The organism is Pseudomonas sp. G7(2022) (assembly GCF_052660475.1).
In genome coordinates, this window is record NZ_CP109659.1 from 724,061 (window position 1) to 748,784 (window position 24,724).

At 62.1% G+C, this 24,724-nt stretch carries 23 protein-coding genes; 13 read left to right on the top strand and 10 right to left on the bottom strand.

Going from position 1 to position 24,724, the window contains the following annotated elements:
• Positions 1 to 133 precede the first annotated feature (133 nt).
• Positions 134 to 2,080, bottom strand: a complete 1,947-nt coding sequence (locus NE357_RS03140) for a methyl-accepting chemotaxis protein (RefSeq protein WP_169428682.1) — start codon at positions 2,078 to 2,080, stop codon at positions 134 to 136.
• 51 nt (positions 2,081 to 2,131) lie between these two features.
• On the bottom strand, positions 2,132 to 3,802 hold the full coding sequence (gcbA, locus tag NE357_RS03145; protein ID WP_085711233.1) for a diguanylate cyclase GcbA: 1,671 nt from the start codon (positions 3,800 to 3,802) through the stop codon (positions 2,132 to 2,134).
• A 416-nt stretch (positions 3,803 to 4,218) separates the two neighbouring features.
• On the opposite strand from gcbA, the gene NE357_RS03150 reads away from it, so the two are divergent.
• The 6 genes from NE357_RS03150 to NE357_RS03175 all read left to right on the top strand — a co-directional run bounded on the left by NE357_RS03150 (position 4,219) and on the right by NE357_RS03175 (position 10,905).
• Positions 4,219 to 5,286: a DUF2333 family protein gene (locus NE357_RS03150; RefSeq protein ID WP_169428683.1), complete on the top strand. Its 1,068-nt coding sequence runs from the start codon at positions 4,219 to 4,221 to the stop codon at positions 5,284 to 5,286.
• 3 nt (positions 5,287 to 5,289) lie between these two features.
• Complete coding sequence (locus NE357_RS03155) at positions 5,290 to 5,847, top strand: NUDIX hydrolase (RefSeq protein WP_169428684.1); 558 nt, start codon at positions 5,290 to 5,292, stop codon at positions 5,845 to 5,847.
• 186 nt (positions 5,848 to 6,033) lie between these two features.
• A complete protein-coding gene (locus NE357_RS03160) occupies positions 6,034 to 6,405 on the top strand; it encodes a translation initiation factor Sui1 (RefSeq protein WP_085732741.1) in 372 nt (123 codons plus the stop codon).
• Between the two features lie 219 nt (positions 6,406 to 6,624).
• On the top strand, positions 6,625 to 8,538 hold the full coding sequence (gene speA / locus NE357_RS03165) for an arginine decarboxylase (protein WP_127796803.1): 1,914 nt from the start codon (positions 6,625 to 6,627) through the stop codon (positions 8,536 to 8,538).
• A 232-nt stretch (positions 8,539 to 8,770) separates the two neighbouring features.
• A complete protein-coding gene (locus NE357_RS03170; RefSeq protein ID WP_169428685.1) occupies positions 8,771 to 10,114 on the top strand; it encodes a type VI secretion system Vgr family protein in 1,344 nt (447 codons plus the stop codon).
• The gene (locus NE357_RS03175; protein ID WP_169428686.1) at positions 10,111 to 10,905 is read left to right on the top strand and encodes a DUF4123 domain-containing protein; all 795 of its coding nucleotides are present in this window, start codon (positions 10,111 to 10,113) and stop codon (positions 10,903 to 10,905) included. Before NE357_RS03170 ends, NE357_RS03175 begins: the two co-directional genes overlap by 4 nt.
• A 67-nt stretch (positions 10,906 to 10,972) precedes the next feature.
• Here the strand turns inward: NE357_RS03175 and NE357_RS03180 are convergent, their stop codons facing one another.
• Both NE357_RS03180 and NE357_RS03185 read right to left on the bottom strand, forming a co-directional pair.
• The gene (locus NE357_RS03180) at positions 10,973 to 12,322 is read right to left on the bottom strand and encodes an MATE family efflux transporter (RefSeq protein WP_169428687.1); all 1,350 of its coding nucleotides are present in this window, start codon (positions 12,320 to 12,322) and stop codon (positions 10,973 to 10,975) included.
• Positions 12,323 to 12,359: 37 nt separating this feature from the next.
• Complete coding sequence (locus tag NE357_RS03185) at positions 12,360 to 12,653, bottom strand: hypothetical protein (protein WP_085711241.1); 294 nt, start codon at positions 12,651 to 12,653, stop codon at positions 12,360 to 12,362.
• Between the two features lie 145 nt (positions 12,654 to 12,798).
• Here NE357_RS03185 and NE357_RS03190 point away from each other — a divergent pair, with 145 nt between their 5' ends.
• From NE357_RS03190 to NE357_RS03210, 5 genes are all read left to right on the top strand, one after another.
• Entirely contained in the window at positions 12,799 to 13,101 is a 303-nt protein-coding gene (locus NE357_RS03190; protein ID WP_169428688.1) for a MazG-like family protein, read from the top strand.
• On the top strand, positions 13,101 to 13,850 hold the full coding sequence (locus NE357_RS03195) for a methyltransferase (protein ID WP_169428689.1): 750 nt from the start codon (positions 13,101 to 13,103) through the stop codon (positions 13,848 to 13,850). The genes NE357_RS03190 and NE357_RS03195 overlap by 1 nt, the downstream gene beginning before the upstream one ends.
• A gap of 12 nt (positions 13,851 to 13,862) precedes the next feature.
• The gene (locus NE357_RS03200) at positions 13,863 to 14,474 is read left to right on the top strand and encodes a DUF4136 domain-containing protein (protein ID WP_085732749.1); all 612 of its coding nucleotides are present in this window, start codon (positions 13,863 to 13,865) and stop codon (positions 14,472 to 14,474) included.
• A 54-nt stretch (positions 14,475 to 14,528) separates the two neighbouring features.
• On the top strand, positions 14,529 to 15,086 hold the full coding sequence (locus NE357_RS03205) for a DUF4136 domain-containing protein (RefSeq protein ID WP_169428690.1): 558 nt from the start codon (positions 14,529 to 14,531) through the stop codon (positions 15,084 to 15,086).
• Positions 15,087 to 15,232: 146 nt separating this feature from the next.
• Positions 15,233 to 17,221, top strand: a complete 1,989-nt coding sequence (locus NE357_RS03210; RefSeq protein WP_169428691.1) for a pilus assembly protein TadG-related protein — start codon at positions 15,233 to 15,235, stop codon at positions 17,219 to 17,221.
• Here NE357_RS03210 and NE357_RS03215 read toward each other — a convergent pair.
• Positions 17,218 to 19,968 carry a PAS domain-containing sensor histidine kinase gene (locus tag NE357_RS03215; protein ID WP_169428692.1) on the bottom strand — a complete coding sequence of 917 codons (2,751 nt, stop codon included), beginning with the start codon at positions 19,966 to 19,968 and terminating at the stop codon, positions 17,218 to 17,220. The genes NE357_RS03210 and NE357_RS03215 overlap by 4 nt on opposite strands.
• Positions 19,965 to 20,411, bottom strand: coding sequence for a TadE/TadG family type IV pilus assembly protein (locus NE357_RS03220; protein ID WP_169428693.1), 447 nt, complete (start codon positions 20,409 to 20,411; stop codon positions 19,965 to 19,967). Before NE357_RS03220 ends, NE357_RS03215 begins: the two co-directional genes overlap by 4 nt.
• A gap of 75 nt (positions 20,412 to 20,486) precedes the next feature.
• Here NE357_RS03220 and NE357_RS03225 point away from each other — a divergent pair, with 75 nt between their 5' ends.
• Positions 20,487 to 20,957, top strand: a complete 471-nt coding sequence (locus NE357_RS03225; protein ID WP_169428694.1) for an A24 family peptidase — start codon at positions 20,487 to 20,489, stop codon at positions 20,955 to 20,957.
• Positions 20,958 to 21,081: 124 nt separating this feature from the next.
• Positions 21,082 to 21,858 carry a response regulator transcription factor gene (locus NE357_RS03230; protein WP_283241397.1) on the top strand — a complete coding sequence of 259 codons (777 nt, stop codon included), beginning with the start codon at positions 21,082 to 21,084 and terminating at the stop codon, positions 21,856 to 21,858.
• Between the two features lie 50 nt (positions 21,859 to 21,908).
• Here the strand turns inward: NE357_RS03230 and NE357_RS03235 are convergent, their stop codons facing one another.
• From NE357_RS03235 to NE357_RS03250, 4 genes are read right to left on the bottom strand one after another with little or no spacing between them, the layout of a single operon-like run.
• Positions 21,909 to 22,181: a DUF3613 domain-containing protein gene (locus NE357_RS03235; RefSeq protein WP_169428696.1), complete on the bottom strand. Its 273-nt coding sequence runs from the start codon at positions 22,179 to 22,181 to the stop codon at positions 21,909 to 21,911.
• Between the two features lie 16 nt (positions 22,182 to 22,197).
• Entirely contained in the window at positions 22,198 to 22,920 is a 723-nt protein-coding gene (locus tag NE357_RS03240; protein ID WP_169428697.1) for a tetratricopeptide repeat protein, read from the bottom strand.
• Positions 22,921 to 22,935: 15 nt separating this feature from the next.
• Entirely contained in the window at positions 22,936 to 23,820 is an 885-nt protein-coding gene (locus NE357_RS03245) for a type II secretion system F family protein (RefSeq protein ID WP_169428698.1), read from the bottom strand.
• Between the two features lies 1 nt (position 23,821).
• Positions 23,822 to 24,706 carry a type II secretion system F family protein gene (locus tag NE357_RS03250; RefSeq protein WP_169428699.1) on the bottom strand — a complete coding sequence of 295 codons (885 nt, stop codon included), beginning with the start codon at positions 24,704 to 24,706 and terminating at the stop codon, positions 23,822 to 23,824.
• Positions 24,707 to 24,724 lie beyond the last annotated feature (18 nt).

Below are 24,724 nucleotides of genomic sequence, written 5' to 3' on the forward strand. Positions count from 1 at the left end.
CGACTATGCCGCAAAGACTTTGTGACTGTCCAGTTCTCTGCAATAGCCAGCACGATCTCCGATGTTTGCGCGAAATATGTGACTGAGTGATCAGATCCGGTCATTCACGCGGCCAAACCCGGCACAATCGCGATCAGACGCGGAATGCCTGCACCGCTGTATGCAGTTGCCCGCCCAATACCAGCAGATTCTCCCCCTGTTCGCGTCCTTCACCGATGCGCAACAAGTTATCCCCACCCAATTGATGAATGCGTTCGCTGTGATCGCGGATTTCGCTGACCGCGCCGCTTTGCTGCGCGGTGACCTCGGCGATGCGCACTGCCGTGTCGGAAATGGTCTGGATCGCGCCGACGATCTTGTCCAGCGCACCGTCCGCCGATTGCGCCTGATTGGCCGTGGCTTCGGCGTGTTCCACCTGGGCGCGCATGCCTTCGACCGATTGTCGGGCGGCGGTTTGCAGGCCGGCGATCAAGGTCTGGATTTCTGCGGTGGCGCCGGCGGTGCGTTGTGCCAATGAGCGGACTTCCTCGGCCACCACGGCAAACCCGCGGCCCATTTCTCCGGCGCGGGCGGCTTCGATCGCGGCATTCAGGGCCAGCAGATTGGTCTGGTCGGCAATCGAACGGATCACTGTCAGTACGCCGCCAATGGTGGCCGACTCTTGCGCCAGATGTTCGATCATCTGCGCATTGCCTTGCACTTCTCCGACCAGCGCATGCAGGCCGGTGAGGCTCAGGCCGATGACCTTTTGCCCATGCTCGACGGCCTGTCCCGCGTGACGGCTGGCGTCCGCAGCCTGACGGGCATCGCCGGCCACCTGCTGGATGGTCGCTTCCAGTTCGCTCAGGGAGTCACGGATCAGCGCGGTATCGCCGGCCTGATGCTCGGCGCCGCTGTGCAGGTCGTTGCTCAGTTCGGCCAGGGTGCGGCTGCTGCCCGCCACTTGTTCGGCATTGCCGCGAATCGTCCCGACCAGATCCACCAGATAGGCACGCAGGCGATTGAGCGAGGCTTCGATGTCGTGCAGTTCGAGGTTGGTCTTGCCCAGATGAATGTCACGGCTGAAATCACCCTCGGCCCAAGTCGACAATGCGGGCGCGAGATTGGTCAGGGTACGAGCCAGACGTCGCTGCAGGGTGTCGATCAGCAGGGCGATCAACAGGATCAAGCCGATCATCACACCTTGCATCAGGCGCACTTCGCTCTGGATCTGCCCGTGTTGGGCACGTACCACTGGCTCAAGGCCAGCGATGGCTTGTTGAACGGCGGCGATTTTCTGGTGGGTCGCGGTGCTGAGTTCGGTGCGTTTCTGGATCTGGTCGCGGGTGCGGGCCAGTTCTGCCGGATAGCGGCCAAGCAAGCTGTTGAGTTCGCGTTTGAGACCGACGCCGGCGTCTTCGGCGACGGCTTTTTCAGTGCTTTCAATGCCCATCATCGAGGCGAAATCGTCGCTGCCGGATTCGCTACGGGTGACCACGCCGAGCAAGGGCAGGGCATCGATTGCCTGGGCCTGGGTGCGGATGTTGGTGATCTCGCGCTCGACATCGGCAGCCAGTTCACTGCGCCCGCTGCTGACCAGTTTGTCGCGGGCCAGCGACAACTTGCCCAGATGCTGAGAGGCGCCAAGCAACGGCGCCAGATAGGTCGAGTTGCCGCCGGCATAGGTGTTGAGCTGATCGAGGCTGGCACTCAATTCGCGCTCGGCCTGCAACAGCAGCGCCTGCGGATCGCCGGCCAGTTTGCCGGCGGCCAGCAGGTCGGTCTTGCTGAATTCATCGAGGCTGGTGAGGCTCGGGCGCAGAGTGTCGGCCAGGGCGGGCGGCAGCTCGCCGAGTTCTTTCTGCAGGCTGTCGATGGCCTGGCTGGCGCTGCTCAGGCGCAAGGCATCGCCGCTGCCGAGGTAGTCCTCGACGTTGCGCGCGACTTCATTCTGAAATTGCTGTGACAGCCCGAGGTAGCGCTCCATCAGCAGATACGGGCGTTCGAGGGCTTTTTGCGACCACCACAGCGTGGCACCGAGGGCCACGCAGACGGCGACCAGCAACAGCGTGTTGAGATTGGTGAGCAACTTCAGGCGCATGACGGCTACCAACGGCAGAAATGGTAAGTGCCTGAATTTATTTCTGTTCTGTTACAAGGTTATGACCGAATCGGTGGATTCCGGTGAAAAAGTGGCACTTTGCTTTGAGTCTCGCGCGGTCTGCACCCGATTGCGGCCTTCACCCTTGGCGCGGTAAAGCGCCTCGTCGGCCTGGCTGGCCATCATCAGGCTGTCGGAGTCGTCGTGCATCTCCACTACCCCGGCGCTGAAGGTGCACCAAAGATCCTGTGGCTGGGCCGGGTAATGGATTTCAGCGAAGCGCTGGCGAATTTCGTCGAGCACTTTGTGCGCGGCTTCTATATCGGTGTCAGGCATGACGATGGCGAATTCTTCGCCGCCGTAACGTCCGATGAAGTCGGTCTTGCGCAGACGCTGCTTGAGGAACAGCGCCAGGCTCTTGATCACCCGGTCGCCCATGGGGTGGCCATGGCTGTCGTTGACCCGTTTGAAATGGTCGATGTCGAGCATCGCAAAACTCAGCGGCTTGTTTTCGCGGCGGGCGCGGAACGAGCAGTCTTCCAGCAACTGAAGAATGTGCGTGTGGTTGTACAGACCGGTGAGGCTGTCGCGGACCATCCGTGCTTTCAGGTTGCGCGCACGGGCGGCGCGGTTGCGCACCGTGGTGATCAGGTGGCGCGGTTTGATCGGCTTGGTCAGGAAGTCATCGCCGCCCTCGCTCATGGCGTCGAGCTGCTTGTCGAGGTCGTCTTCGGCCGACAGATAAATGATCGGCACGCTGACGTAACGGTCGTTGTGGCGGATGACCTTGGCCAGCTCGGTGCCGGTGCAGGCCGGCATGTACATGTCGAGGATGATCAGGTCCGGCTGGAAATCCGCCAGCTCGGCCATCGCCTGAATCGGCTCGATCAGGGTACGGGTGACAATCCCGGCGCTGTTGAGGAGGCGCTCGGTGTGCATCGCCTGGGCGCGGGAGTCGTCGATGATCAGCACTTTATAAGGTTCGTACTGAGCGACGCAGGTCAGGACTTCGATTTTCTCCAGCAAGCTCGAGGCTTCGAGGGTGCCGGTAAGGAACTCCTGACCGCCGGCGCGCACGGCGGCGAGGCGGGTCGGGGTGTCGGTTTCATGCAGGCTGAAGAACAGCAGTGGCAACGGCTCTTCCAGACCCTGCTGGGCTTCGGCGGCGAGTTTCAGGCCGACGCCGGCGCCGCTGAAGTCCACGTCCATGACGATGGCGGCGGGCAGACGCTCGACCATCGAGGAGCGAAACGCCGACACACTGTCCAGCGCCTGGGCGCTGAGACCGAAGAACTCCAGTTGTTTGGCCAGTCGTTCGGCGCGGTCGTGATCCTGAAGCATCACGTAGATCGGTTTGCGCAGGGGCGGCAGAAAGGTCTGGTCGAGTTGATCACCATGGCGCAGGCCGGTGCGCGACAGACGCTGCATCAAACGGTTGAGATCGGTGATCAGGCCGCTGCTCAGGCGCCCGCGATTGGCGTCGACGGCTTCCAGCGACTGGCTGATGTGATGGGCCAGTTGGGTGTGCTCGGGCTGTTCGAAGCGCTCGGCAAAACGCAGCAGGCGCAGATTGGCCTCGCTCAGTTCGGCGAGGTCGGCAGTGGACCACTCACTGCGTTGCAGGCGTTGCCATATCTCAAGAATCTGACGTGCCTGATGAATTACCCGCTGGGCAAAGTGGTGCTTGAGGCGCTCGCGGCTGGGGTCTTCTGGCTCGGTCATATCCTGACTACTAGTTAGGGTGCATGCTGAGATCGACTGGTGGCTCTATGCTAGCACCTCTTTCCGGTTACATCAGTGTCGTACGTCAATAATCTGCGGTGCGTCACCATTCAGTTTCTGACCGGCGGGTTTTGCTTCGAACCGGGTCGTCGGTAGAGGCCCCGTGAACAGGGCACTTAGTGGCGTGTCGAGAAGCAGTTTCTGCCGAAAACGCGTAACGAAAACCTGAGGGAACACGAGTTTTTCCGTGGGTATCGGCAAGCATTTCTCGGGGTGACGGGCATCAGGGAATCCCTTAGTGCACGACGCCCGGTCCAAAGAGTCACCCCCTGTCATTATTGACGGGTGCGGGCCAGAGGCACGTTGTTGTATGGTTGCTGTCGAACCGTTGAACCCAAGATTGAAAGGATATCGCCATGCTGGACTGGAAGAATCGCGCGAGCAGTGCGCCCGAACGTGCCGCCGAGCCGAAATCCGCCGCCCGCAGCTATGTGGGCGGCCTGTTGTTCAGCCGCGCGCTGGCCACGCTGGTCGGTATTTATCTGTTGGTGACCATCGCCCTGGGCTGGTACTGGAGCGAGGAACCGGCCCTGTTTCCCGTGGCGCAGAACGCCCAGCTGGCTGCCGAGAAGGAAGGCAAGCAGATGGTGGTCGGCTACACCACCGTCGAAACCCTCAAGACCGTCGCCAGTACTCTGCTGAACAAACCGGGCGGCTACATTTCCAACGACCGCTTCCCGCCAGGCCTGTGGATGGACAACATGCCCAGCTGGGAATACGGCGTGCTGGTCCAGGTGCGCGACCTGACCCGTGCCTTGCGCAAGGACTTTGCCCGCTCGCAGTCGCAGTCGGCTGAAGATGCCGATCTGGCCAAGGCCGAACCACGCTTCAACTTCGACAACAAGAGCTGGATCCTGCCGTCCAGCGAGTCGGAATACCAGGAAGGCATCAATTCCCTGAGCCGTTATCAGGCGCGCCTGTCTGACCCTACCCAGAAAAACGCCTTGTTCTACGCCCGCGCCGACAACCTGAACAACTGGCTGGGCGACGTCGGGACGCGTCTCGGTTCGCTGTCGCAACGGCTGTCCGCCAGTGTTGGCCGGGTCAAGCTCAACACCGCGCTGAAAACCGAAGTGCCGGCGGTGGGTGAAGTGCCGCAGGTCGACGAGGAAGTCGTCGAGACTCCGTGGATGCAGATCGACAACGTGTTCTACGAAGCCCGTGGTCAGGCCTGGGCGCTGTCGCACCTGCTGCGCGCCATCGAAGTCGATTTCGCCGATGTGCTGGCGAAGAAGAACGCGACCGTCAGCGTGCGTCAGATCATTCGTGAACTGGAGGCGTCTCAGGAGCCGATCTGGAGCCCGATGATCCTCAACGGCAGCGGCTTTGGTGTGCTGGCCAACCACTCGCTGGTCATGGCCAACTATATTTCCCGGGCCAACGCCGCCGTGATCGATTTGCGTCAACTGCTCAATCAGGGCTGAGTCATGGACGAGAGCGCCAGAGAGGCGGCCCACCGCGCCGCCTCGGATGCCGAACAGATCGCCTGGGTCGACGAGCAGGACAACCTGCTCGGCGCCCTGGTACGTTCCGACCTGCGCGAGCGCGGGCTGATCGGCCGTGGCACCTACATCATGCTGTTCAACTCCGCCGGTGAACTTTGCGTGCATCGGCGCACGTTGAGCAAAGCCATTTATCCCGGTTACTGGGACGTGGCGGCAGGCGGCATGGTGCAGGCGAACGAGACCTACGCCGAGTCGGCGGCCCGTGAACTGGAGGAAGAGTTGGGGGTGAGCGGCGTCGAGCTGACGGCCCACGACCATTTCTACTTCGAAGACACCGGCAATCGCCTGTGGTGTTCGGCGTTTTCGGCGGTGTGGGACGGGCCGTTGATCCTGCAACCGGAAGAGGTGCTCGAAGCGCGCTTCATTCCGGTCGATCAGGTGATGCGCGAAATCAAGCTGAAGCCTTATTGCCCGGACTCTCTGGCAGCGTTGAAACGCTATCTGAAGGCTCAGCAAAGCGACGTCGCAAAGAACTCATAAATTGGCGCCGATTGGCACTTAGCAATCGGCGTTTTTGCCGTTACACTGCGCGACCTTTTCAAGCTGTGCCGGCCTGTTTTCAGGAGCAACCGGTGCAGTAGCGCTGCCCCTGCCTGAGTGGGGCTTCGCGGTCGATAGCCTTGCCCAAGGCTGCGATCAGTCTTTGTCCTCCCAAGAGGATTGCCGGTGGCCAAAAAAGCCGCATCCTTCGCCGCCCTGGGCGGCCTGGTATTTTCCACCGACGCAGGTCGTCATTGCCCGGAATGCAGCAAGCCGGTGGACGCCTGTATCTGCAGACAAACCGTGATCCCGGCCGGTGACGGCATTGCCCGCGTGCGTCGCGAGAGCAAGGGCCGTGGCGGCAAGACGGTGACCACCATCACCGGCGTGCCCCTGGCCGAAGACGCACTCAAGGAGCTGGCGACAACGTTGAAGAAACGTTGCGGCACCGGCGGTGCGTTGAAGGACGGGGTCATCGAGATCCAGGGCGATCATGTCGAGTTGCTCCTGGCCGAGTTGATCAAGCACGGTTTCAAGGCGAAGAAGTCCGGCGGCTAGCAGCCTCTGTGAAAACCACCTGCGGCTTGATCCGGCACTGATCGTCATCGGTTCCGGCGTCGTTTCCATGGTTTTCACAGAGCCTGTTCATGACCGGTTTCTAAACTCAACGCTGTCAGCGCGGTCTACCGCCCCGCTGACGAACCGTCATTTTCATTCTTTAGACTGCGCCGGCCTGAGATCAGGCGACGCACTATGACTTCTTTATAGGGGACTTCGATGTCCGTACGACGCACACGCAAAGACGATGGCAGCCAATGGACAGTTGCGGACAGCCGCAGTGTTTACGGGATTCGCCATTGGGGGGCCGGGTATTTCGCGATCAATGACGCCGGTCGCGTCGAAGTTCGTCCGAACGGCCCGAGCAGTTCGCCTATCGATCTGTTCGAACAAGTCGACCAGTTGCGCAAGAGTGGCTTGTCCCTGCCGCTGCTGGTGCGTTTTCCCGACATCCTGCAAGACCGCGTCCGTCAGCTGACCGGTGCGTTCGATGCCAACATCGAGCGTCTGGAATACCAGAGCAAGTACACCGCGCTGTACCCGATCAAGGTCAACCAGCAGGAAGCGGTGATCGAGAACATCATCGCCACCCAGAACGTTTCCATCGGTCTGGAAGCCGGTTCGAAGCCCGAGCTGCTGGCAGTGCTGGCACTGGCGCCGAAGGGCGGCACCATCGTCTGCAACGGGTACAAGGACCGCGAGTTCATCCGTCTGGCGCTGATGGGCCAGAAGCTCGGCCACAACGTGTTCATCGTGATCGAGAAAGAATCCGAAGTCGGCCTGGTGATCGAAGAAGCGGCTTCGCTGAAGGTCAAGCCACAGGTCGGCCTGCGTGTTCGCCTGTCCTCGCTGGCTTCGTCGAAGTGGGCGGACACCGGTGGCGAGAAGTCCAAGTTCGGTCTGTCGGCGGCGCAACTGCTGTCGGTGGTCGAGCGCTTCCGCGCGGCGGGCCTGGATCAGGGCATCCGCCTGCTGCACTTCCACATGGGTTCGCAGATCGCCAACCTGGCCGACTACCAGCACGGCTTCAAGGAAGCGATCCGTTATTACGGTGAGTTGCGCAATCTGGGCCTGCCGGTCGATCACATCGACGTCGGCGGTGGTCTGGGTGTGGACTACGACGGTACTCACTCGCGCAATGCCAGCTCGATCAACTACGACATGGATGACTACGCCGGTGTCGTGGTCGGCATGCTCAAGGAGTTCTGCGACGCGCAGGCCTTGCCGCATCCGCACATCTTCTCCGAAAGCGGCCGTTCGCTGACCGCGCACCACGCGATGCTGGTGGTGCAGGTGACCGACGTCGAGAAACACAACGACGACGTGCCGCAGATCGAGAACAAGGACGCGCTGCCGGAAACCGTGCAGTGGCTGGTTGACCTGCTCGGCCCGACCGATATCGAAATGGTCACCGAAACCTACTGGCGCGCCACCCACTACATGAGCGACGTGGCCGCCCAGTACGCCGACGGCAAACTGACCCTGGCTGAAAAAGCCTTGGCCGAACAATGCTACTTCGCCGTATGCCGTCGCCTGCACAACTCGCTGAAGGCGCGCCAGCGTTCGCACCGCCAGGTGCTGGACGAACTCAACGACAAGCTGGCCGACAAGTACATCTGCAACTTCTCGGTGTTCCAGAGCCTGCCGGATACCTGGGCCATCGATCAGGTGCTGCCGATCATCCCGCTGCACCGTCTCGATGAAGAGCCGCTGCGTCGCGCGGTGCTGCAGGATCTGACCTGCGACTCCGACGGCAAGATCAACCAGTACGTCGACGAGCAGAGCATCGAGACCAGCCTGCCTGTGCATGCGCTGAACGAAGGTGAAGATTACTTGCTGGGCGTGTTCCTGGTCGGCGCCTATCAGGAAATTCTTGGCGACATGCACAACCTGTTCGGTGACACCGACTCGGTGAACATCTACCAGAACGCCGACGGCAGTGTGTACCACGCCGGGATCGAAACCCACGACACCATCGAAGACATGCTGCGTTACGTACACCTGTCGCCGGAAGAGCTGATGACCCACTACCGCGACAAGTGCGCCAGTGCCCGCATCAGCGCCAGTGAGCGTACCCAGTTCCTCGATGCACTGCGCCTGGGGCTGACTCGTTCCTCCTACCTGTCTTCCTGACGGCAGGTTCCGAATCCATCAGGTTGTCTGAAATTGTTCCGTATTAATCGGAGTTTTCAGACAACCTGGTGAGACTTGTCTTTTTCGACTAGCGAATTGACTGTCGTCCTCACGAGAAAAGTGATGTCGTCTGCTTTTCACGTAGGTCATTTCCTAATTTGTACTTCGGCTCTCTACTCGGCCATGGCTCTCGGCGAGAATCCCCGCCCGCCCCTCCTGTAGAGAATCATCCATGTTCGATCCAGCCGACGAGCCGTCGTTTCGCCTCGATGTAGCGGGTCTGTCTGCCCCGTTCGAAGTCCTGGCCTTTACGGGGAGCGAGGCCATCAGCGAGCCTTTTGCGTTCGAAATCGATGTGTTGATCGACGATCCTCATCTGGACCTTGCCGGCCTGCTCTATCGCTCGGCACGCCTGTCCTTCGGGCCGTCGGGCAACGGCGTTCACGGTCAGTTGCAGGGGCTTGTCCAGCACGAACATGGCCATGGGCCCAGATTGTGCCGAGCGCGGCTGGGGCCCCGGCTGAGTTGCCTGGGGCTGCGTCACAGCCAGCGGATTTTCAGTGGCCGGTCTGTTCCACAGATTCTGGACCAAGTGCTCAGGGAGCATGGAATCACCGGTTCCCGGCGCCGCTTCGAATTGCAGGTCGAGCATCCGGCCCGCAGATTCTGCACCCAATACGGCGAATCGGATCTGCAACTGGTGCAGCGCCTGTGTGCACAGGCACGGATTCACTATCACTTCGAGCATGGGCAGGACAGCCACTGCCTGGTGTTCGGCGATGATCCGGCGTTGCTGCCGCCATCAGAGGCGGTGCGATTCGACGTTGAGGGGCAGGCGCCGGCGGTGCGCCGCTGGGCGACCGGGGAACAGGCTTGTGGCTCCGGTGAACATGCCCGGCGGATTCGATCGGCGCAGGGGCACTCCGACGTGCCGACCCTGCGCTGCGGTCAATGGCTGAGCCTGTCGTCGCAGCCATTTGCGCAATGCGGTACGAACTGGTTGCTGACCCGAGTCGAGCATCGCGCCGATCAGTTGCTCGAGCCCACTTACAGCAACCGAATCTGTGCCGTCGAACACTTGCAGGTCAATGCGCCGGCCGTCGAACGCCCGGCGTTGAGCATGAGCAGTCTGCAACGCGCCTGGGTCGTGGCGGTCGATGAGCCCCGACCTGACCGTTCGAGGCCCGTTGCGGTGCAGTTCGACTGGCTCTACCAGGGCGAGGGCGCAGCGCCCAGCCACTGCTGGCTGCCACTGGCTCCGGCATTGGCCGACACGGCGACAAAGGCATTGCGCGAGGGTGTCGAAGTGGTGGTCAGTTTTCTTGAGGGTGATCCCGAGCAGCCGGTCATCAGCGGAGTCCTGCAGCCACCGGCATACGACGGCAGCTATGAGGAGGATGAACCGCCGCCATTGCCCGAGACGCTGGCCAGTGAAGGAATCGCACAATGGCTGCATGGCGCCGAACCCCTGTTGCTGCTGTGCCTGATGCCGGGGGGCGGCAGCTATCATCACTGTCGGGAGGCCGTGTGCAGTTGCCGGCTGCTCGCGGGGCGCAAACCTGGCGATGGACGATGAGCGGTGCAGCGCCGGGGCAACGTGCGCAGTGGCTGTTGCTGGACGTTGCGCATGCGGCGCAGGCCTTGAGTGTATTGCGCCAGGGTTTCCCGGATGTGCCGAGCCTGAAGCTGTTCGAGGGTACGGAGTTTCAGCCCGTGTGCGAGCAGGGGCCGTTGCTGGTCGATCTGCGCGATTGTCCGATGCTGTCGGCGTTATGTCATACAGACCCGCAGATCTGGTGCGGGCTGTTGCTGGGCAGCGATGCCTCGAGCGAATCGCTGCGTGAACATTTGCAACGGATGCTGACGGTTTCTGTCGGTCTGAATCATCGTGCGCTGCTCAATTACTACGACCGGCAGACGGCCAGCTACTTTTTCGACGCCTGCGATGCGCGCCAGTTGAGCCGCTGGCTCGGGCCGATCGGTTGGCTGCGCTGGTTCGGCGGTACCTGGGCCGACCGGGCGAGCGGCATCCAGGGCTGGCAGCAACTGCGCAATCCTGGGCTGGACGTCGAGCCACTCAACATCGAGCAGTCCCTGACCCGTCATCAGCGTGAACACTTGCACCGCTGCCTGCTGGAACAACATATCTGGCGCTGGAGCCAATCGACGGGAACCGATTACCGCGCGTTGTCCTCCCACGTCGAACAAGGCCTGACATTGGGTTTCAGCGAGCGGGCCGTGCTGGACGACTGGTTGTGGCTACGTCTGCTGCATCCGCGTGCAGAACTGATGCAACCGCCGCAAGGATTGACCCAGCAAGAGCGGCTCGATCATCTGCGTCGACGCTGGCAGAACGACCCACCCTGACACGAGGTTTCGCGCGCATCCTGCCGGTGCTCGATCAGATCGACGAGTTTATCCGGCACACGCCGCCTCAATGAGCACCGCCGGCAAGCCAGCCGTCGTTGCGCCGCAGTCGCCACGCCAATGTGCCGAGGGTCAGGCTGCGCAGCACCATGAACAGCAGGAATGAAATCCACAGTCCGTGATTGCCCAGCCCGCTCAACGCCCAGGCGAACGGCAGCAGCAAAGCGACGGTCAGCAGCATGCCGTTGCGCATTTCCCGGGCGCGGGTAGCGCCGATGAACAGGCCGTCGAGCAAGTAGCTCCACACCGCAATCAACGGCAGCACGGCGAGGTAGGGCAGATAGATGAACGCGGTCTCGCGCACGCTCTGAATATCGGTCTGCATTTCGATGAACAAGTGCCCGGCGAACAGAAACAACACAGCAAAACCCAGGCTTGCCAGCAACGACCAGCCACCGGCGACCACCAGCGAACGACGCAGCGCAAGGCGATCACGGGCGCCGATGGCGTGTCCGCACAAAGCCTCGACCGCGTGGGCCAGGCCGTCCAGCGCATGGGCGGTCAGCAGCAGGCCGTTGAGCAGCAGCGCGTTGGCTGCCACCGTGGCATCACCCAGTCGGGCGCCCTGCACGGTGATCAGGAAAAATACCGATTGCAGCGCCAGGCTGCGGATGAAAATGTCGCGGTTGACCCCCAGCAGCGGTCGCCAGCTCTGCCACACCCTCAATGCCGCCCAGACGATATGCCCGGGGTAAGCGCGCAAGGCCTTGTGGGTGAGTGCCAGGCCGAGCAGGGCGCCGCACCATTCGGCGACCACCGAGGCCCGGGCCGAGCCGACCACGCCCCAGTCCAGACCGATGACGAACCACAGGTTCAGCACGATGTTGATCAGGTTGGTGGTCAGCAGAATCGCCAGCGGCGCCCGGGCGTTCTGGGTGCCAAGAAACCAGCCGACCAGTGCATAACTGGCCAGCGCCGCCGGCAGCCCGAACAGGCGGGTGTAGAAGAAGTCGCGGGTCAGTTCATTGAGTTCCGGCGACGGTTGCATGAAATGCAGGGCGACGCCGCTGAGCGGCACGCCCACGGCCCCCAGCAGCAGCGCCAGCCCCATTGCCAGCAACAAGCCTTGCAGCAGAATCTGCCGCAGTGCCGCACCATCGCTGCGCCCGGCCGCCTGCGCGGCGAACCCGGTGGTGCCCATGCGCAGGAAACCCATGGCCCAGGCCAGAACGGTGTACAGGCTCGCGCCTACCGCTACGGCGCCCAGTTGGTGGGCATGGGGCAGGTGACCGATGACGGTGCTGTCGACCAGCGCCACCAGCGGCACAGAGAGGTTGGAGAGAATCATGGGGGCGGCGAGGGCCCAGACCCGGCGATGGGTCGGGCGGTCGCGCCAGTCGGCGATCAGGTTGGACATGCGGGCTCCTTGGGGAGCGGCATTGTAGCGGGAGGTGTCAGTGAATGATCCAGCTCAGCAGCCACAGCCCCAGCAGCAACCAGATGATCCCGGCAATGATCGACGCATTCATGAAGGCGCGGATCGCCGACCACAGCAGCATCAGGCCAACGATCAACGCGATGATGCTGATGATCGAAGTGTCCATGCCCAGGGCCTTCGCCAGCCCGTCGACGAAGTTGCCGCCGGCATGGCTCAGCACGTTGAACAGGCCACTCAGGCCGTCGACGATGAAGCGGATGATCGAGCCGAGCGCCTGGCCCAGCCATTCGAAGAAGCTTTCTACCTGCATGTTTTCATCCTGATGAAAGAGCTGAGCCTTGGGCCGCGGCAGGGGCGGTCGAGTTCCCTGCAAGCATAGAGGGTTTGCCGGGTGGTGGCTGCCCCTTGCCTTCGCGCAGCATCCCCTCGAAGCTATACGCCTTCAGGAGAAAACGATGAACCTTGTTGAACTGACCGAACGCCTGCACGCCATTCGCGACCGTAATGACTGGCGGCAATTTCACAGCCCGAAAAACCTGGCCATGGCGGCCAGCGTGGAAATGGCCGAGCTGGTGGAAATCTTCCAGTGGCTGAGCGAAGACCAGTCCCGCGAACTGCCCGCCGAAAAACTGGCCCACGCCGGCCAGGAAGTCGGGGACATCGTCCTTTATCTGTTGCTGCTGTGCAGCGAACTGGGGCTGGACATGAATGAAGTGGTGCGTAGCAAACTCGCCGACAGCGAACGGCGGTTCAGCTGATGAGCGACCGTCATTTCGATCAGTTGGCGACCCGTTTCGCCGAAAAAATCTATGGCGGTGCCAAAGGCGCGATCCGCCTCGCGGTGCTGCAGGCCGATCTTGCAGAAGCCTTGCCGGATCGTCCGTTGCGGGTGCTGGACATCGGTGGCGGCCTGGGCCACATGTCTCTGTGGCTGGCCGAGCGTGGGCACGACGTGACCTTCACCGAGCCGGCCGAACCGATGCTTGAAGGCGCGCGTCAGCGTTTTGCCGAGGCCGGGCAGACAGCGACGTTCATTCAGGCGCCGTGGCAGGCGTTGCTCGGTCAACTCACCGAACCCTATGACGTGGTGATCTGTCACGCGGTGCTCGAATGGCTCGCCGAACCCCACGCGATCCTGCCGGTGCTGCATCAACTGACCAGACCTGGCGGGTGGCTGTCGCTGGCGTTCTATAACCGTGATGCGCTGGTCTATCGCAACCTGCTCAAAGGCCATTTCAAGAAGATGCGCAAGAACGACATGGCCGGCGAGAAGCAGAGCCTGACCCCGCAGCAGCCCCTGGATCCTCGGGAGCTGGCCACGCAACTCGAAGGGTTGTGGCAGGTCGAAACCCAGAGCGGGGTGCGGGTTTTCCACGATTACATGCCGGTGGAATTCCAGGCCCGCGCCGAGTTGATTGATTTGCTCGAGATGGAACTCGCCCACCGTCGTCACCCAAGCTTCGCCGGGCTTGGGCGCTACTTGCACTGGATCTGCCGGCCGATCTGATCGGAGCATGAAATGAAAGGTCATTCAGGGTTATTGCTGATCTGTCTGGGGTTGGCCGCCTGCCAGGGCAGCAACCCTTATGTGGCGCAGTCGCGGCCCTTGCCGCCGGCGCCACCGCAAGCTGCGACCACCTTCGACCGCAGCGCTTATCCCGCGCCACCGCGGGATTACGGGCGCTACCGCAGTTGGGCGTGGCTCAACGGGCGCCTGCCGCCGGGGAGTGCCTGGGCGGATTCGGCACAAGTGGCCGAGGCCGTCAGCAGTGCACTGGACCAGCGCGGCTTGCGCCCGCTGCACGACAATCGCCCGGCCGACTTGTTCGTCAGCGCCAACCTGAGCCTGGAAACCCGCCTGCGTCAGGTCCAGGACGACTACGGTTACTACGGTGGATACGGCGGTTATGACCGTTACGGCCGGGGTTACGGGATGTACAACACGGTGCCCATTGTCCGCACCTATCAGGAGCAGGTCGTGGTGGTGCGGGTCGATCTTTTCGACGCCGGCACCGGCCAGCCGGTCTGGAGTGCCAGCGCCGAAACCGGCACTCAGGGCAACCAGAGTGACCGTGCCGATGCGATCCGGGAGGCTGTCGAAAAGGCCATGTCGGCGTATCCTCCCAGTTAGCTTCCCGTGAACCGGAAGCTCCCTCAGGTTCATGTTTTCCACCGGAGAAAAACCATGTTCCGCCGTTTTGCTTTACTGGCTGTGGCCGCGCTGCTCAGTGCCTGCGCCACCAACCAGGTCAATCATGACTTTGACGCCAGCCGCGACTTCGCCGCCTACCGCAGCTGGAGCTGGAAAGAGCCTGCCCTGCAGTACCGCCCCGACGATCCTCGGATCAAGAGCGACCTGACGGAACAGCGGATCCGCCAGTCGGTCGCCGATCAACTGGACCAGCGCGGCCTGCGCCCGGCCACGGCGGGCCGCAAAGGTGACTTGAGTGTGCAGGCCTACCTGATCGTCGAGGATCGCCAGCAACAGGTCACCACCAATTACGGCGGTGGCTGGGGTGGTCCATGGAACGGTTATTGGGGCGGGCCGATGTACAACGAAACCCGCAACGTCACCTACAAGGTGGCGACCATTCAGATCGACCTGCTCGACGGCAAGGACGGCAAACTGGTGTGGCGAGGCAGCGACGAGCAGATGCTCAGCCGCACGCCGAACCCTGCGGATCGCAGCAGCGCCATCCATGAAACGGTGACGCGTATCCTGTCGAACTACCCTCCGCGCTAAGTGAGCGCCTTGAACGGGAGCCCAGGAGCTCCCGTTTTTTCTGAAGGGACGGCTGGCGTGTTGCCAGCCGTGTCGTCACGCCGCGTCTACACTGACATCCACCAATGGAGCTTGCGCCCGGCCGTGCGCCGGCAAAGGAGTGCGCCATGTCGCGTCTTTCGCAGTGTCGCGGCCCCGCCCGGCAGCGCGGGGCCATCGGCTTGATGGCGGCTGCCACCCTCAGCCTCGCGCTGATCCTGATGTTGCTGGTGGTGGACACCGGCCGTCTGTACATGGAACAGCGCAAATTGCAGCGGCTGGTGGATAACGCGGCACTGGAGGCGGTCAGCCGTGGCGGCAATTGCCTGCCGGGCCTCACTGCCGCCAGCTACGCCGGGCAAAGTGCGACACGCAACGGGTTTGTCGCCGATGCCAATAACGTCCTTGTGATCGATTGCGGAAAGTTGGTGACAGCCGCCACCGGCCTGCGCACGTTTACGGTTGACGCGACGCAATCAGAGGCGGTCAAGGTCGCGGCCAACCGCACCGTGACCACCAGTTTTGCCGGCGGCGTGCAGGCGCTGTTCAGTGCCGCACCGGTCAGTCTCAATACCGTGCTCTACGCTTCGGCGGTGGCGGCCAAGCCCAAGCCGACCGTCGCTCAATTGAACATCCGCAGTAATCTGGCCAGTATCGACACCGCGCAATCGAACATCCTCAACCCGCTGTTTTCCGGATTGCTCGGCGGCAACGTCAATCTGACGGCCCTGGGCTGGAACGGCTTGCTCAACACCGACATCAATCTGCTCAGCTACCTGAATCAACTGGCAATCAACCTCAACGTGGCCGCCGGCAATTACAGCCAGTTGCTCAATACCCAGGCCACGGTGACCCAATTGATCCAGGCTGCGGCTACCGTGGTGCAACTCAACGGTGCCACCGCCGATGTGATTACGGCGCTCGGTCAGTTGCAAGTGGCGGCGATCAATGCTGCGCCGGTAAAACTCGGCGACATCCTGCAACTGCAGACCGGCACCACGGCGGCCGGGCTGGATGCCAATCTGCAACTGTTACAACTGGTTCAGGGCGTGATTCAACTGGCCAACAGCAAAAGTGCGGTGGCCGCGACCCTGCCAATCAGCGTGCTGGGGTTGGCGAATGTTACGGTGCGGGTCAAGGTGATCGAGCCGCCGCAGTTCTCGGCGATTGGTGATCCGGCGCTGGCCAAGGCCAATCCTCTGGGGCCGAACCGGATTTATGTGCGCACTGCGCAGATTCGCACGATGCTCTCGGTGAATCTGCCGGTGTTGACCGGGGTGGCCGGGCTGAGCAACGCGGTATTGGGGTTGGTCGGCACTCTGAGCACGACTGTCAATCAGCTGTTGACCCTGAATCTGGTCTCGTTGGCCAACTCACTCCTTTGCCTCAGTTGCCAACGGATGGACCCGTTATTGTTGCCGTCACCGGAAATCGACATCAGCCTGGATGCCGGCGGCGCCATCAGCTACGTCACCGACTACAGCTGCCCGACCGGCAATACCGGCACCAAAAGCCTGACGGCCCACACCATCACCTCGATTGCCGACCTCAAACTGGGCAAGATTGACCCGACCAACGCGTTTTCATCCTCTGCCGAACCCACGGTCACCCCGTTGCCGCTGGTGGACCTGGGCATTGTGACCTGCCATACGATTTTAGGTATTGGCAGCTGTGACTCGAGTACCCACGTGCAATACGGCGCCGGCGGTATCGCGATCATGGTCGATACCAGCGTGGCGCAGAACACTCAGGATCTGGTGTTTTCCAGCAGCACACCGTTCGCCACGCCACCCAACCTGAAACAGCCGCCGAGCGTGATTTCCGTCGTACCCACCAGCAACATCGTCAACAGCCTGTCGAGCACGCTCGCCGGAATCAATCTGATTGTCTACCAACCGATTGGCAGCAATCCGCTGGGCTCCGTTGTAGCGGGTGTGGCGGGCCTGATCAGTAGCGTCACGACAATCCTGCAACCGCTGATCACCAACCTGGTCAGCCCGCTGCTCGACCCGTTGCTCAATAACCTTCTCAAGGGGCTGGGGATCAACCTGATGGATGTTGATGTCGGCGCCAACATGACCTGCGGCCAGACCGGCAAGGCGTATCTCGTCATCTAGTCATCGGGTGCAATCGGCAGTTCGATGCAGAACCGCGCACCGTCCGCCGAGTTGCACACGCTCAGATGGCCGCCCATGTTTTCGATGATTCCGTAACTCACCGACAACCCCAGACCGGTACCGATGCCCACCGGTTTGGTGGTGAAGAACGGCTCGAAAATCCGCTCCAGCAGACGCGGGTCGATGCCGCCGCCATTGTCCTCGACCCACAGGCGCACCTTTTCTTCATCCCGTTCGGCGTAGATCGAGATCCACGGCTTGAACGCCGGATCGGACTCGCGTTTGCCCAGCAGCGCATCCCGGGCGTTGACCATCAGGTTGATCAGCACCTGTTCAAGCTGATCGACGTATCCGCGCACCTGAACCTCGAACGCGGTTTCACTGATGCGCAAATCCACGCCTTTGCCGCGCATGCCTTCGGCCAGCAGTGACAGCGTGCCTTCGATGGCGCTGGCGGGGTTGAACAACTGTTGTTCGATTTCCGAGCGACGGCCGAACACCCGCATGTGATCCACCACTTTCGCGGCACGCTGGACCTGGGCGTCGATGCGGTTGAGTTTGTCGGTCAGGTAGTCGATCTGCACATCGCCGTTGCTCAGGCGTTTTTGCACGTTGACGATGGCCATGCGCATGACATTCAGCGGCTGGTTGATTTCGTGGGCGAGACCTGTGGCCATTTCGCCGAGGGTGGCCATTTTTGCGCTCTGGGTGAGTTGTAGTTGGGAGCGGCGCACTTCGGTGTTGTCGCGGCCAACGGCTTGTACTTCGATCAGTTTCCCGTGCTCATCGAACACGCCCCGATCCGACCACACCCACCACGCATGCTCGCGCCCCGGCAATTGCAGGTTGATTTCGGCGGTGCTGACGGGGGATTCCGGGGTCAACAACGCCAGGCGCTCGACGAAGTCTGCGCGTTGTACGTCCGACATCCAGCTGCCCAGATTGACCCCCGGTAAATCTTCGGGAGCGCATTCCAGATACTTCGCCAACGGCTGGTTGCCGAACGTCAGGATCAGGTCCGGACGATAACGGCAGATCATCGCCGGCGAGTCCTCCACCAGAATCCGGTAGCGCTCTTCACTCTGTCTGACTTGTTCGGCAGCCAGCGTCGCCTCGGTGACGTCCAGCCACAAGCCGACGGCTTCCACCGGCAGGCCGAGGTCATTGCGCAGCAGGCGGGCCTCGTCGAGCAGCCAGTGGTAATCACCGCGACTGTCGCGCAAGCGATAGCGGGCACGTACCAACCCTTCGCGCAACAGCTGGCGGGTGCGTTCGAAATACAGGGCCCGGTCCTCCGGGTGTATCCGCTCCACCAGTGCGCCGGCATCGCAGTCTTCCAGGCTCCAGCCCAGCAACGGTTGCAGACTGGCGCTGAAAAACGCCGGCAGCAACGCGCCCTCGACGTAGTGCTGGACATAGATGACCGCCGGTGAACTGGCGATCAGATTGTTCAGTCGCGCATGGGCCGCAGCGGCCAGTTGCTGCTGATTCTTGATGTCGCTGATGTCCAGCATGAAGCCTGCCAGCCGACGGTGATCGCCGGTGCCGCTGACCTGCCCCTGAAGGCGATACCACGCCGGGGGCTGACTGCTGTCGCGAAGCTGCAGGCGCACGCACAGGTCAAGGATTTCGCCGTGCACCTGCAGGTCCTGCAGGCGGCTGCGCACTTCCTCGCGGTCAGCGGGGTGGATCAGATTCAGCCAGTTTTCCAGGGTCAGCGTCGAGCTGTCCCGTTGCAGGATGGCGGCCAGTGTCGGGGCCAGCTGGATGTGTTCGCCACTGCTGCCGATTTCCCACCAGCCGGTGCCCAGCAATGTCTGCAACGACTCCAGTCGTTCCAGCTGCAGTTGATGCTGCTGCTCACGCAATCGCCCGAGCAACGGACCTGCCAGCGCCCCGGCCAGCATCAGCCAGTCACGGTCGGTCAGATACGGCGCGGTCTTGTCCACCGCATAAAAGCCGCAGAGCAGCCACGCCATCACGCCACGATCATCGCTGTAGGGCACGGCGAACCCCTCGGCATTGCCGAACAGCCCCTGCACCCGTGTGTGTTCATACTGACCGTAATGCGCCCCGAGGCGCTGCGGGCCGGCGCCATTGAGGCTGTCCAGCGGCGTGCCGAGGCGCTGGCCGTCCTGCCATAGCGCGGGCGCATCGTGGGCGTGGAACTGGCAGTGAATCTGCCACACCTGTTCCTGCTCATTGAGCAAGGCGAGTGCCACACACGGGATCTGCCAGCGCTGCGCGATTATCTGCAGTTGATCGCTGACGACCATCGGCAGTCGTCCCAGGCTGCAACTGCGCAACTGCTTGCTGATCTGCTCGGCAATCCCGTGGCACGCCTCGCGTTGATGCGCTTGCCGGCGTTCGGACAGCAGGTCGGCAATGTCGATCAGTTGCAGCAGCCAGCCGTGGCCCAGAGGCTGGGCCCAGCCGCGCAGGTGCAGGGTCTGTTCGCCCAGACCGGTGAAGTCCAGGTCCAGCAGTTGCCCTTGCCATTCCTGCGGCCGGCCTTCGATCGCCAGGGTGCTGTGGGGTAGCAGTAAGTTGTGCAGTGGCAACGGTTTGTCATGGGGTATCTGCTGCGCCAGCAACAGGCGCAAGGGGCCGGCCATTTGCAACACGGCGCCTTCGCCATCGAGGTGCAGATGCAGGCCCGTCGCGGGTGAGCCGAGCACGTCCGGCAAGTCCCCGGCGAGCGGGGCGCGCTTGAGCAGACGGCCGAACAGATTGTCCCCGGCCGTCAAAATTTCAGGCTCGAGCTGGCGGTCAGGTTGGTGGGCAGGCTGGGTACGGCGCCGATGCCTGGCAACACCAGAAACGGAATGACCTGATTGAGTTTGCTGACGGGGTAATTGACGCTGACGGTGAGCGTGCCCAGCGTTGAGTCATAGGTTGCTGAAGTGTCCACGCCTACTACCACGTTCAGGGACGTTGGCAAGCCTGAAAACTGCTGCGTCAGAGCGGCATTGGCGGTGTTGACGACAACCGTCGAGTAGTTGGGCGTCGCAGGGTCGACGGCGACGCTGCGGCGGACCGCTTCGGCCGTGGCCTGATTGAACGTCTGCATCAGCACGAACGGCAGGGCATAGCTGACCAGGCCGTAAAACACCGCGAAAAAGATCACGAACACCAGGGCGAATTCGATCGCCACCGCACCTTTTTGTGCCTTGCGAGAGCCGGTTTTCATCCGTGCGTCTACCCTGACAGTCACTGCGTAGTATCAGCATAGAATCATTCAGCCAAAACGGACGGTTTTTACCGGATGCAAAGCCTTGTTCTTCTGATCTGGTTGGGCTTGTGTGCAGCCCAGGATGCCCGGCAACGGAGAATCGCCAACCTCCTGACATTGGGCGTTGGCGCCCTGGCACTGGTTTATCTGCTGTATTGCGGAACCACCTGGATGGGCGCCGCAGCGGAACAGGGCGGCTGGGCCTGCCTGGTGGCGCTGGCGTTCACCCTGCCGGGGTATTTCATGGGGCGCATGGGGGCCGGGGATGTGAAATTAATGACAGCCCTTGGCCTTGCGACGGACGGTACATCGCTGCTCGGGATATTTATCGGCGCCGGCGTTGCGAGCCTTGTCTGGATCCTGCTGGCGCCAAGACTCTGGCTTCATATGAGTCAAGGGGTTAGGCAACGTCTTCGATATATGGCGCCATCGATGTCAAAAAAGCTGCCATTTGCGCCGTTCGTGCTGATCGGTTTTTTACTCGCACTACCTTGGATCCATTAGTCGCCAAACGCCACTAGTCTTATGTACATAGTCGGAAAGTGCGTCTACTTTCAATGTACTGGTTATACAGCCAACGGCTGACAGTACAGGAACGGTCAGGTTTGGCCCGGGCATGGAGTGGCACGTGAACAAGCTTACATCTGCGGTAAAAGTTCTTGTGGTCGATGATCAGGCACTGATCGTCGAGGAACTCTGTGAGTTTCTCGAGAGCAGCGGCTATCGCTGTGTCCCCTGCGGGTCCGGCAAAGAGGCGGTCGAGCGTTTTGCCGAGGATCCGGCGATCGGTCTGGTGCTGTGCGACCTGCACATGCCGGACCTGGACGGCATCCAGCTGGTGCAGGAGCTGCAGCGCCAGGCCGGCAAGCAGCGAGTGTTCGAAGCGATCATGCTCACTGGCCGCGCCGACAAACAGGATGTGATCAAGGCGCTGCGTGCCGGGATTGCCGACTACTACCAGAAGCCGGTCAATCTGGATGAACTGCTCGAAGGCCTGCAGCGTCAGGAGACCGTTCTGCAGGAGCGGCACAAAACCCTGCAACTGGGGCAGTTGAATCAGAAACTGCAGGACCTGTCGTCGTCCATCGATGATCTGTATCAGGATCTGGACAAAGTGCGCCGCGGGCCGGCCCCCGTCAGTGAGCAGGCATCGGGTGACACCGACGTGCTGGAGATCCCGGCCATTTTCAATCAGCTGTCGCCGCGGCAACTGGACGTGGCGCGCCTGGTGGGCAAGGGGCAGACCAATTACCAGATCGCCTGCGAGCTGGGCATCACCGAAAACACCGTGAAACTTTACGTCTCGCAGGTGCTGCGCCTGACCCACATGCACAACCGCACCCAACTGGCGCTGGCGCTTACGCCGCGTGCTGCGGCTTTACGTCAGCGGGTTACCGCGCACTAGCTCGTTGCTCCTGGCCGCCATCGGGCGGCCAGGAACGTCGACACCTCCAGTCAGTTCTTCCTCTCGATCTTGCCCCCGGCATCGGGGTCATAGAAGTCGGGGATGTCATATTTGTATTTCTTCAGCCAGCGCTGCATGGCCAGTTCACGTTCGGTGGCCGTGGCTGCCTGCGGATCGGGGGACGCGGCCTTGTTGCGGCTTTGCAGCAACAGCCAGCCCTCGGTTTCCTGCTGCTGGGCCGAGGCGGGGCCGGCGTCGATGGCCTGTGCGCCGAGCGGCAGGCTCAGCAGCCCCACGCAGCACAGTGTCTTGACGATGTTCATGGCACCTCCTTGAGGATCACTTGATGGTCGCCGGTTGCGGGTCAGCCACTACCGCGACCTGATTGCCCGCGGCGGCTTTCGCCTTGACGGGCGACTTGAGTTTTTCTGCCCGCTCTTGAGCGTCGGTGAACTGTTCCGGAGTCAGGTGTGCGCGACTGACGATTTCGGCAGCCTGCTGCCAGTTGTTCTGGTAGATCAGCAGGGTGATCAGATTCAGCGTCGCCAATTGATTGTTCTGCTTGAGCTCGATGGCCGTGAGGAACTCGAAGCGCGCGTCTTCGAGCCGCAACTGATTGAGGTACACCACGCCCAGATCGTTGTGAATGTTTTCATTGGTCGGCGCCAGTCGCACGGCGCGCTGCAGGTGCGCCTGGGCCTGGCCGTTGTCGCCACGGGCGGCATACAGCTGACCCAGACCGTGTTCGGCGTCGGCACTCAGACAGGTGCCGAGCAGGCCGCGATACAGCGGTTCGGCTTCACTGCGCCCCAGCAGACGATAGACCTTGGCCTTGCGCAGACGCACCTCCACGAGGTTGTCGGGCAGGCCTTGCAGGTTGGCCAGACTGGCGTGCAGCTTGCCGTCGTTGGCCAGGTCGTCCACCAGATTCAGCGACAGCTCCTGCTCGGCGCTCAGCTTGCTGCAACTGCTCGGCGCCAGCATGGCGGTCCACGGCGCCTGACCGTCCGTTGCGCAACCGCCCAGCAGCAACAGGCTTGCCACCACCATCAGTGCTTTCATCAAACGCTCTCCATGTCAGGACGCAAACGCCCGGGTGATTGCGGTAAATCCGGGGCCCGCCAGTACGATCAGCAAGGCCGGAAACAGGAACAGCATCATGACCACCGACATCTTCGCCGACATCTTCGAGATGTATTCCTGCAAGCGCGTCAGGCGTCGGTCATCGAGCAGTTGCTTGAGCGCCAGCAGCGATTTCATCGCGCCGCCACCCTGTTGAATCAGTTGTTGCAGGATCACGCAGGTGTCGGTGAATTCATCCACCGCCAGCATCACCGCCGACTTGTTCAATTCCTGGCCGAGCTCCAGCCCCGAGTCGACGCGGGCAAGGATCAGGCGCAATTCGCTGGTCAGTTCCGGCAGCAGTTTCTGTCCTTCGATGCTCAACACGCGCAGTGCCTGTTCGACCGCCATGCCGGACTCGAACAGGATGCGCAGCAGAGGAATGAACGTCGAAACCTCCACCGAAATGATTTTCTGCCGTCGGGCGGCGGCATACGCCAGCAGGCGCTTGGGCAGCAGGTAACCGGTGCCGGTGGCGAGCATCGGCACCAGCCAGCCCTTGGGCGCCTGGGGAAAGAACACTTCCTGCAGAAACAAACCGATACCCAGCGCCAGCAACGGTGTACCGATCTGGCACGCGGCAAACAGCGAGCGTTCACTGGTCCGGCGCCAGCCGAGGCGGTTGAGCAAGGTCTGGGTTTCGCTGTCCATGCTCACCGAACGCTGGCCGAACCGGCTGTTGCCCAGCGCCCGCAGCAAGGTGCGCAAGCGGCTCTCTCGCACCAGATGGCCCAGCAGGCGCTGGTTGACCTGACGCACCCGGCGACGTTCGCTCAGCAAATGATTGCCGACCAGCAGCAGCGCCCCGAGCAGCAGCATGAGACTGGCCAGGATCACCATCTCAGACACTCCTCAACATGCGCCACAGCGCCAGGCTGCCGATCACCTGCAGCACCACCGCGACGATCAGCATGGTCTGGCCGCCGGGGTCTTTCCACATGCCAAGCATGTAGCCGGGATTGGTCAGCATGAAGTAGCTCACCAGGATCACAGGCAGTGATCCGAGCACCCACGCGGTCAAGCGGGTTTCGCCGGTCAGGGCGCGCAGCTGACGGGCGCCCTGATCGCGTTCGCGGATCAGCTTGATCAGGTTTTCCAGCAGTTCGCTGGCATTGCCGCCGTAGCGGTGATTGACCTTCAGGCCGAGGGCAAACATGCGCAGTTCGTCCTGTTCGTAGAGCTCGGCGAAGTCGCTCACCGCATCGGGCAGGTTCACCCCCAGTTGCACGTTGCGCTGCACCCGGCCCATCGCAGTCTTCAACGGATCCTCGCAGGAATCGATGCCGCCCAGCACGGCGTCGCTCAGGGTGCGCCCGGATTTGAGGCTGCGCACCGAGTGGTCCAGCAGCTGCGGCAGTTGCTCGATCATGCGATTGAGCCGGCGGTGATACAGCCAGGCGATGTACAGGCGCAACACCAGGGGCGGCGCCAGCGTCAGGATCAGCAGGCCGATCCAGTCGGCGATCAGATAACCCAGCATCATCGCGATGGCCCACAACGCCAGCCATAACCCCAGACGCTCGCCGGGGCGGCCCAGGCCGGCCTTCAGGAACATGCGTTCGAGCCCTGTCCACGAAGTTTTGCCGGGCGCTGTCTGCGGTTGCCCGGCAGCCAGTCGCTTGAGCACTCGTTCGTTGGCGGTCTTGCGTACACCCTGCAGGAACAGACGGATGGACAGCACCAGCAGCATCAGGCAAATGACGATGAGAATCACCGGTCCGATCATGACGAAGGCTCCATGCGC

What these genes read in the sequence shown, in the direction of transcription:
- NE357_RS03140 (WP_169428682.1), bottom strand. Translation starts at nt 2,080, where the DNA reads ATGCGCCTGAAGTTGCTCACCAATCTCAACACGCTGTTGCTGGTCGCC.
- gcbA (WP_085711233.1), bottom strand. Translation starts at nt 3,802, where the DNA reads ATGACCGAGCCAGAAGACCCCAGCCGCGAGCGCCTCAAGCACCACTTT.
- NE357_RS03150 (WP_169428683.1), top strand. Translation starts at nt 4,219, where the DNA reads ATGCTGGACTGGAAGAATCGCGCGAGCAGTGCGCCCGAACGTGCCGCC.
- NE357_RS03155 (WP_169428684.1), top strand. Translation starts at nt 5,290, where the DNA reads ATGGACGAGAGCGCCAGAGAGGCGGCCCACCGCGCCGCCTCGGATGCC.
- speA (WP_127796803.1), top strand. Translation starts at nt 6,625, where the DNA reads ATGTCCGTACGACGCACACGCAAAGACGATGGCAGCCAATGGACAGTT.
- NE357_RS03170 (WP_169428685.1), top strand. Translation starts at nt 8,771, where the DNA reads ATGTTCGATCCAGCCGACGAGCCGTCGTTTCGCCTCGATGTAGCGGGT.
- NE357_RS03175 (WP_169428686.1), top strand. Translation starts at nt 10,111, where the DNA reads ATGAGCGGTGCAGCGCCGGGGCAACGTGCGCAGTGGCTGTTGCTGGAC.
- NE357_RS03180 (WP_169428687.1), bottom strand. Translation starts at nt 12,322, where the DNA reads ATGTCCAACCTGATCGCCGACTGGCGCGACCGCCCGACCCATCGCCGG.
- NE357_RS03185 (WP_085711241.1), bottom strand. Translation starts at nt 12,653, where the DNA reads ATGCAGGTAGAAAGCTTCTTCGAATGGCTGGGCCAGGCGCTCGGCTCG.
- NE357_RS03190 (WP_169428688.1), top strand. Translation starts at nt 12,799, where the DNA reads ATGAACCTTGTTGAACTGACCGAACGCCTGCACGCCATTCGCGACCGT.
- NE357_RS03195 (WP_169428689.1), top strand. Translation starts at nt 13,101, where the DNA reads ATGAGCGACCGTCATTTCGATCAGTTGGCGACCCGTTTCGCCGAAAAA.
- NE357_RS03200 (WP_085732749.1), top strand. Translation starts at nt 13,863, where the DNA reads ATGAAAGGTCATTCAGGGTTATTGCTGATCTGTCTGGGGTTGGCCGCC.
- NE357_RS03205 (WP_169428690.1), top strand. Translation starts at nt 14,529, where the DNA reads ATGTTCCGCCGTTTTGCTTTACTGGCTGTGGCCGCGCTGCTCAGTGCC.
- NE357_RS03210 (WP_169428691.1), top strand. Translation starts at nt 15,233, where the DNA reads ATGTCGCGTCTTTCGCAGTGTCGCGGCCCCGCCCGGCAGCGCGGGGCC.
- NE357_RS03220 (WP_169428693.1), bottom strand. Translation starts at nt 20,411, where the DNA reads ATGAAAACCGGCTCTCGCAAGGCACAAAAAGGTGCGGTGGCGATCGAA.
- NE357_RS03225 (WP_169428694.1), top strand. Translation starts at nt 20,487, where the DNA reads ATGCAAAGCCTTGTTCTTCTGATCTGGTTGGGCTTGTGTGCAGCCCAG.
- NE357_RS03235 (WP_169428696.1), bottom strand. Translation starts at nt 22,181, where the DNA reads ATGAACATCGTCAAGACACTGTGCTGCGTGGGGCTGCTGAGCCTGCCG.
- NE357_RS03240 (WP_169428697.1), bottom strand. Translation starts at nt 22,920, where the DNA reads ATGAAAGCACTGATGGTGGTGGCAAGCCTGTTGCTGCTGGGCGGTTGC.
- NE357_RS03245 (WP_169428698.1), bottom strand. Translation starts at nt 23,820, where the DNA reads ATGGTGATCCTGGCCAGTCTCATGCTGCTGCTCGGGGCGCTGCTGCTG.
- NE357_RS03250 (WP_169428699.1), bottom strand. Translation starts at nt 24,706, where the DNA reads ATGATCGGACCGGTGATTCTCATCGTCATTTGCCTGATGCTGCTGGTG.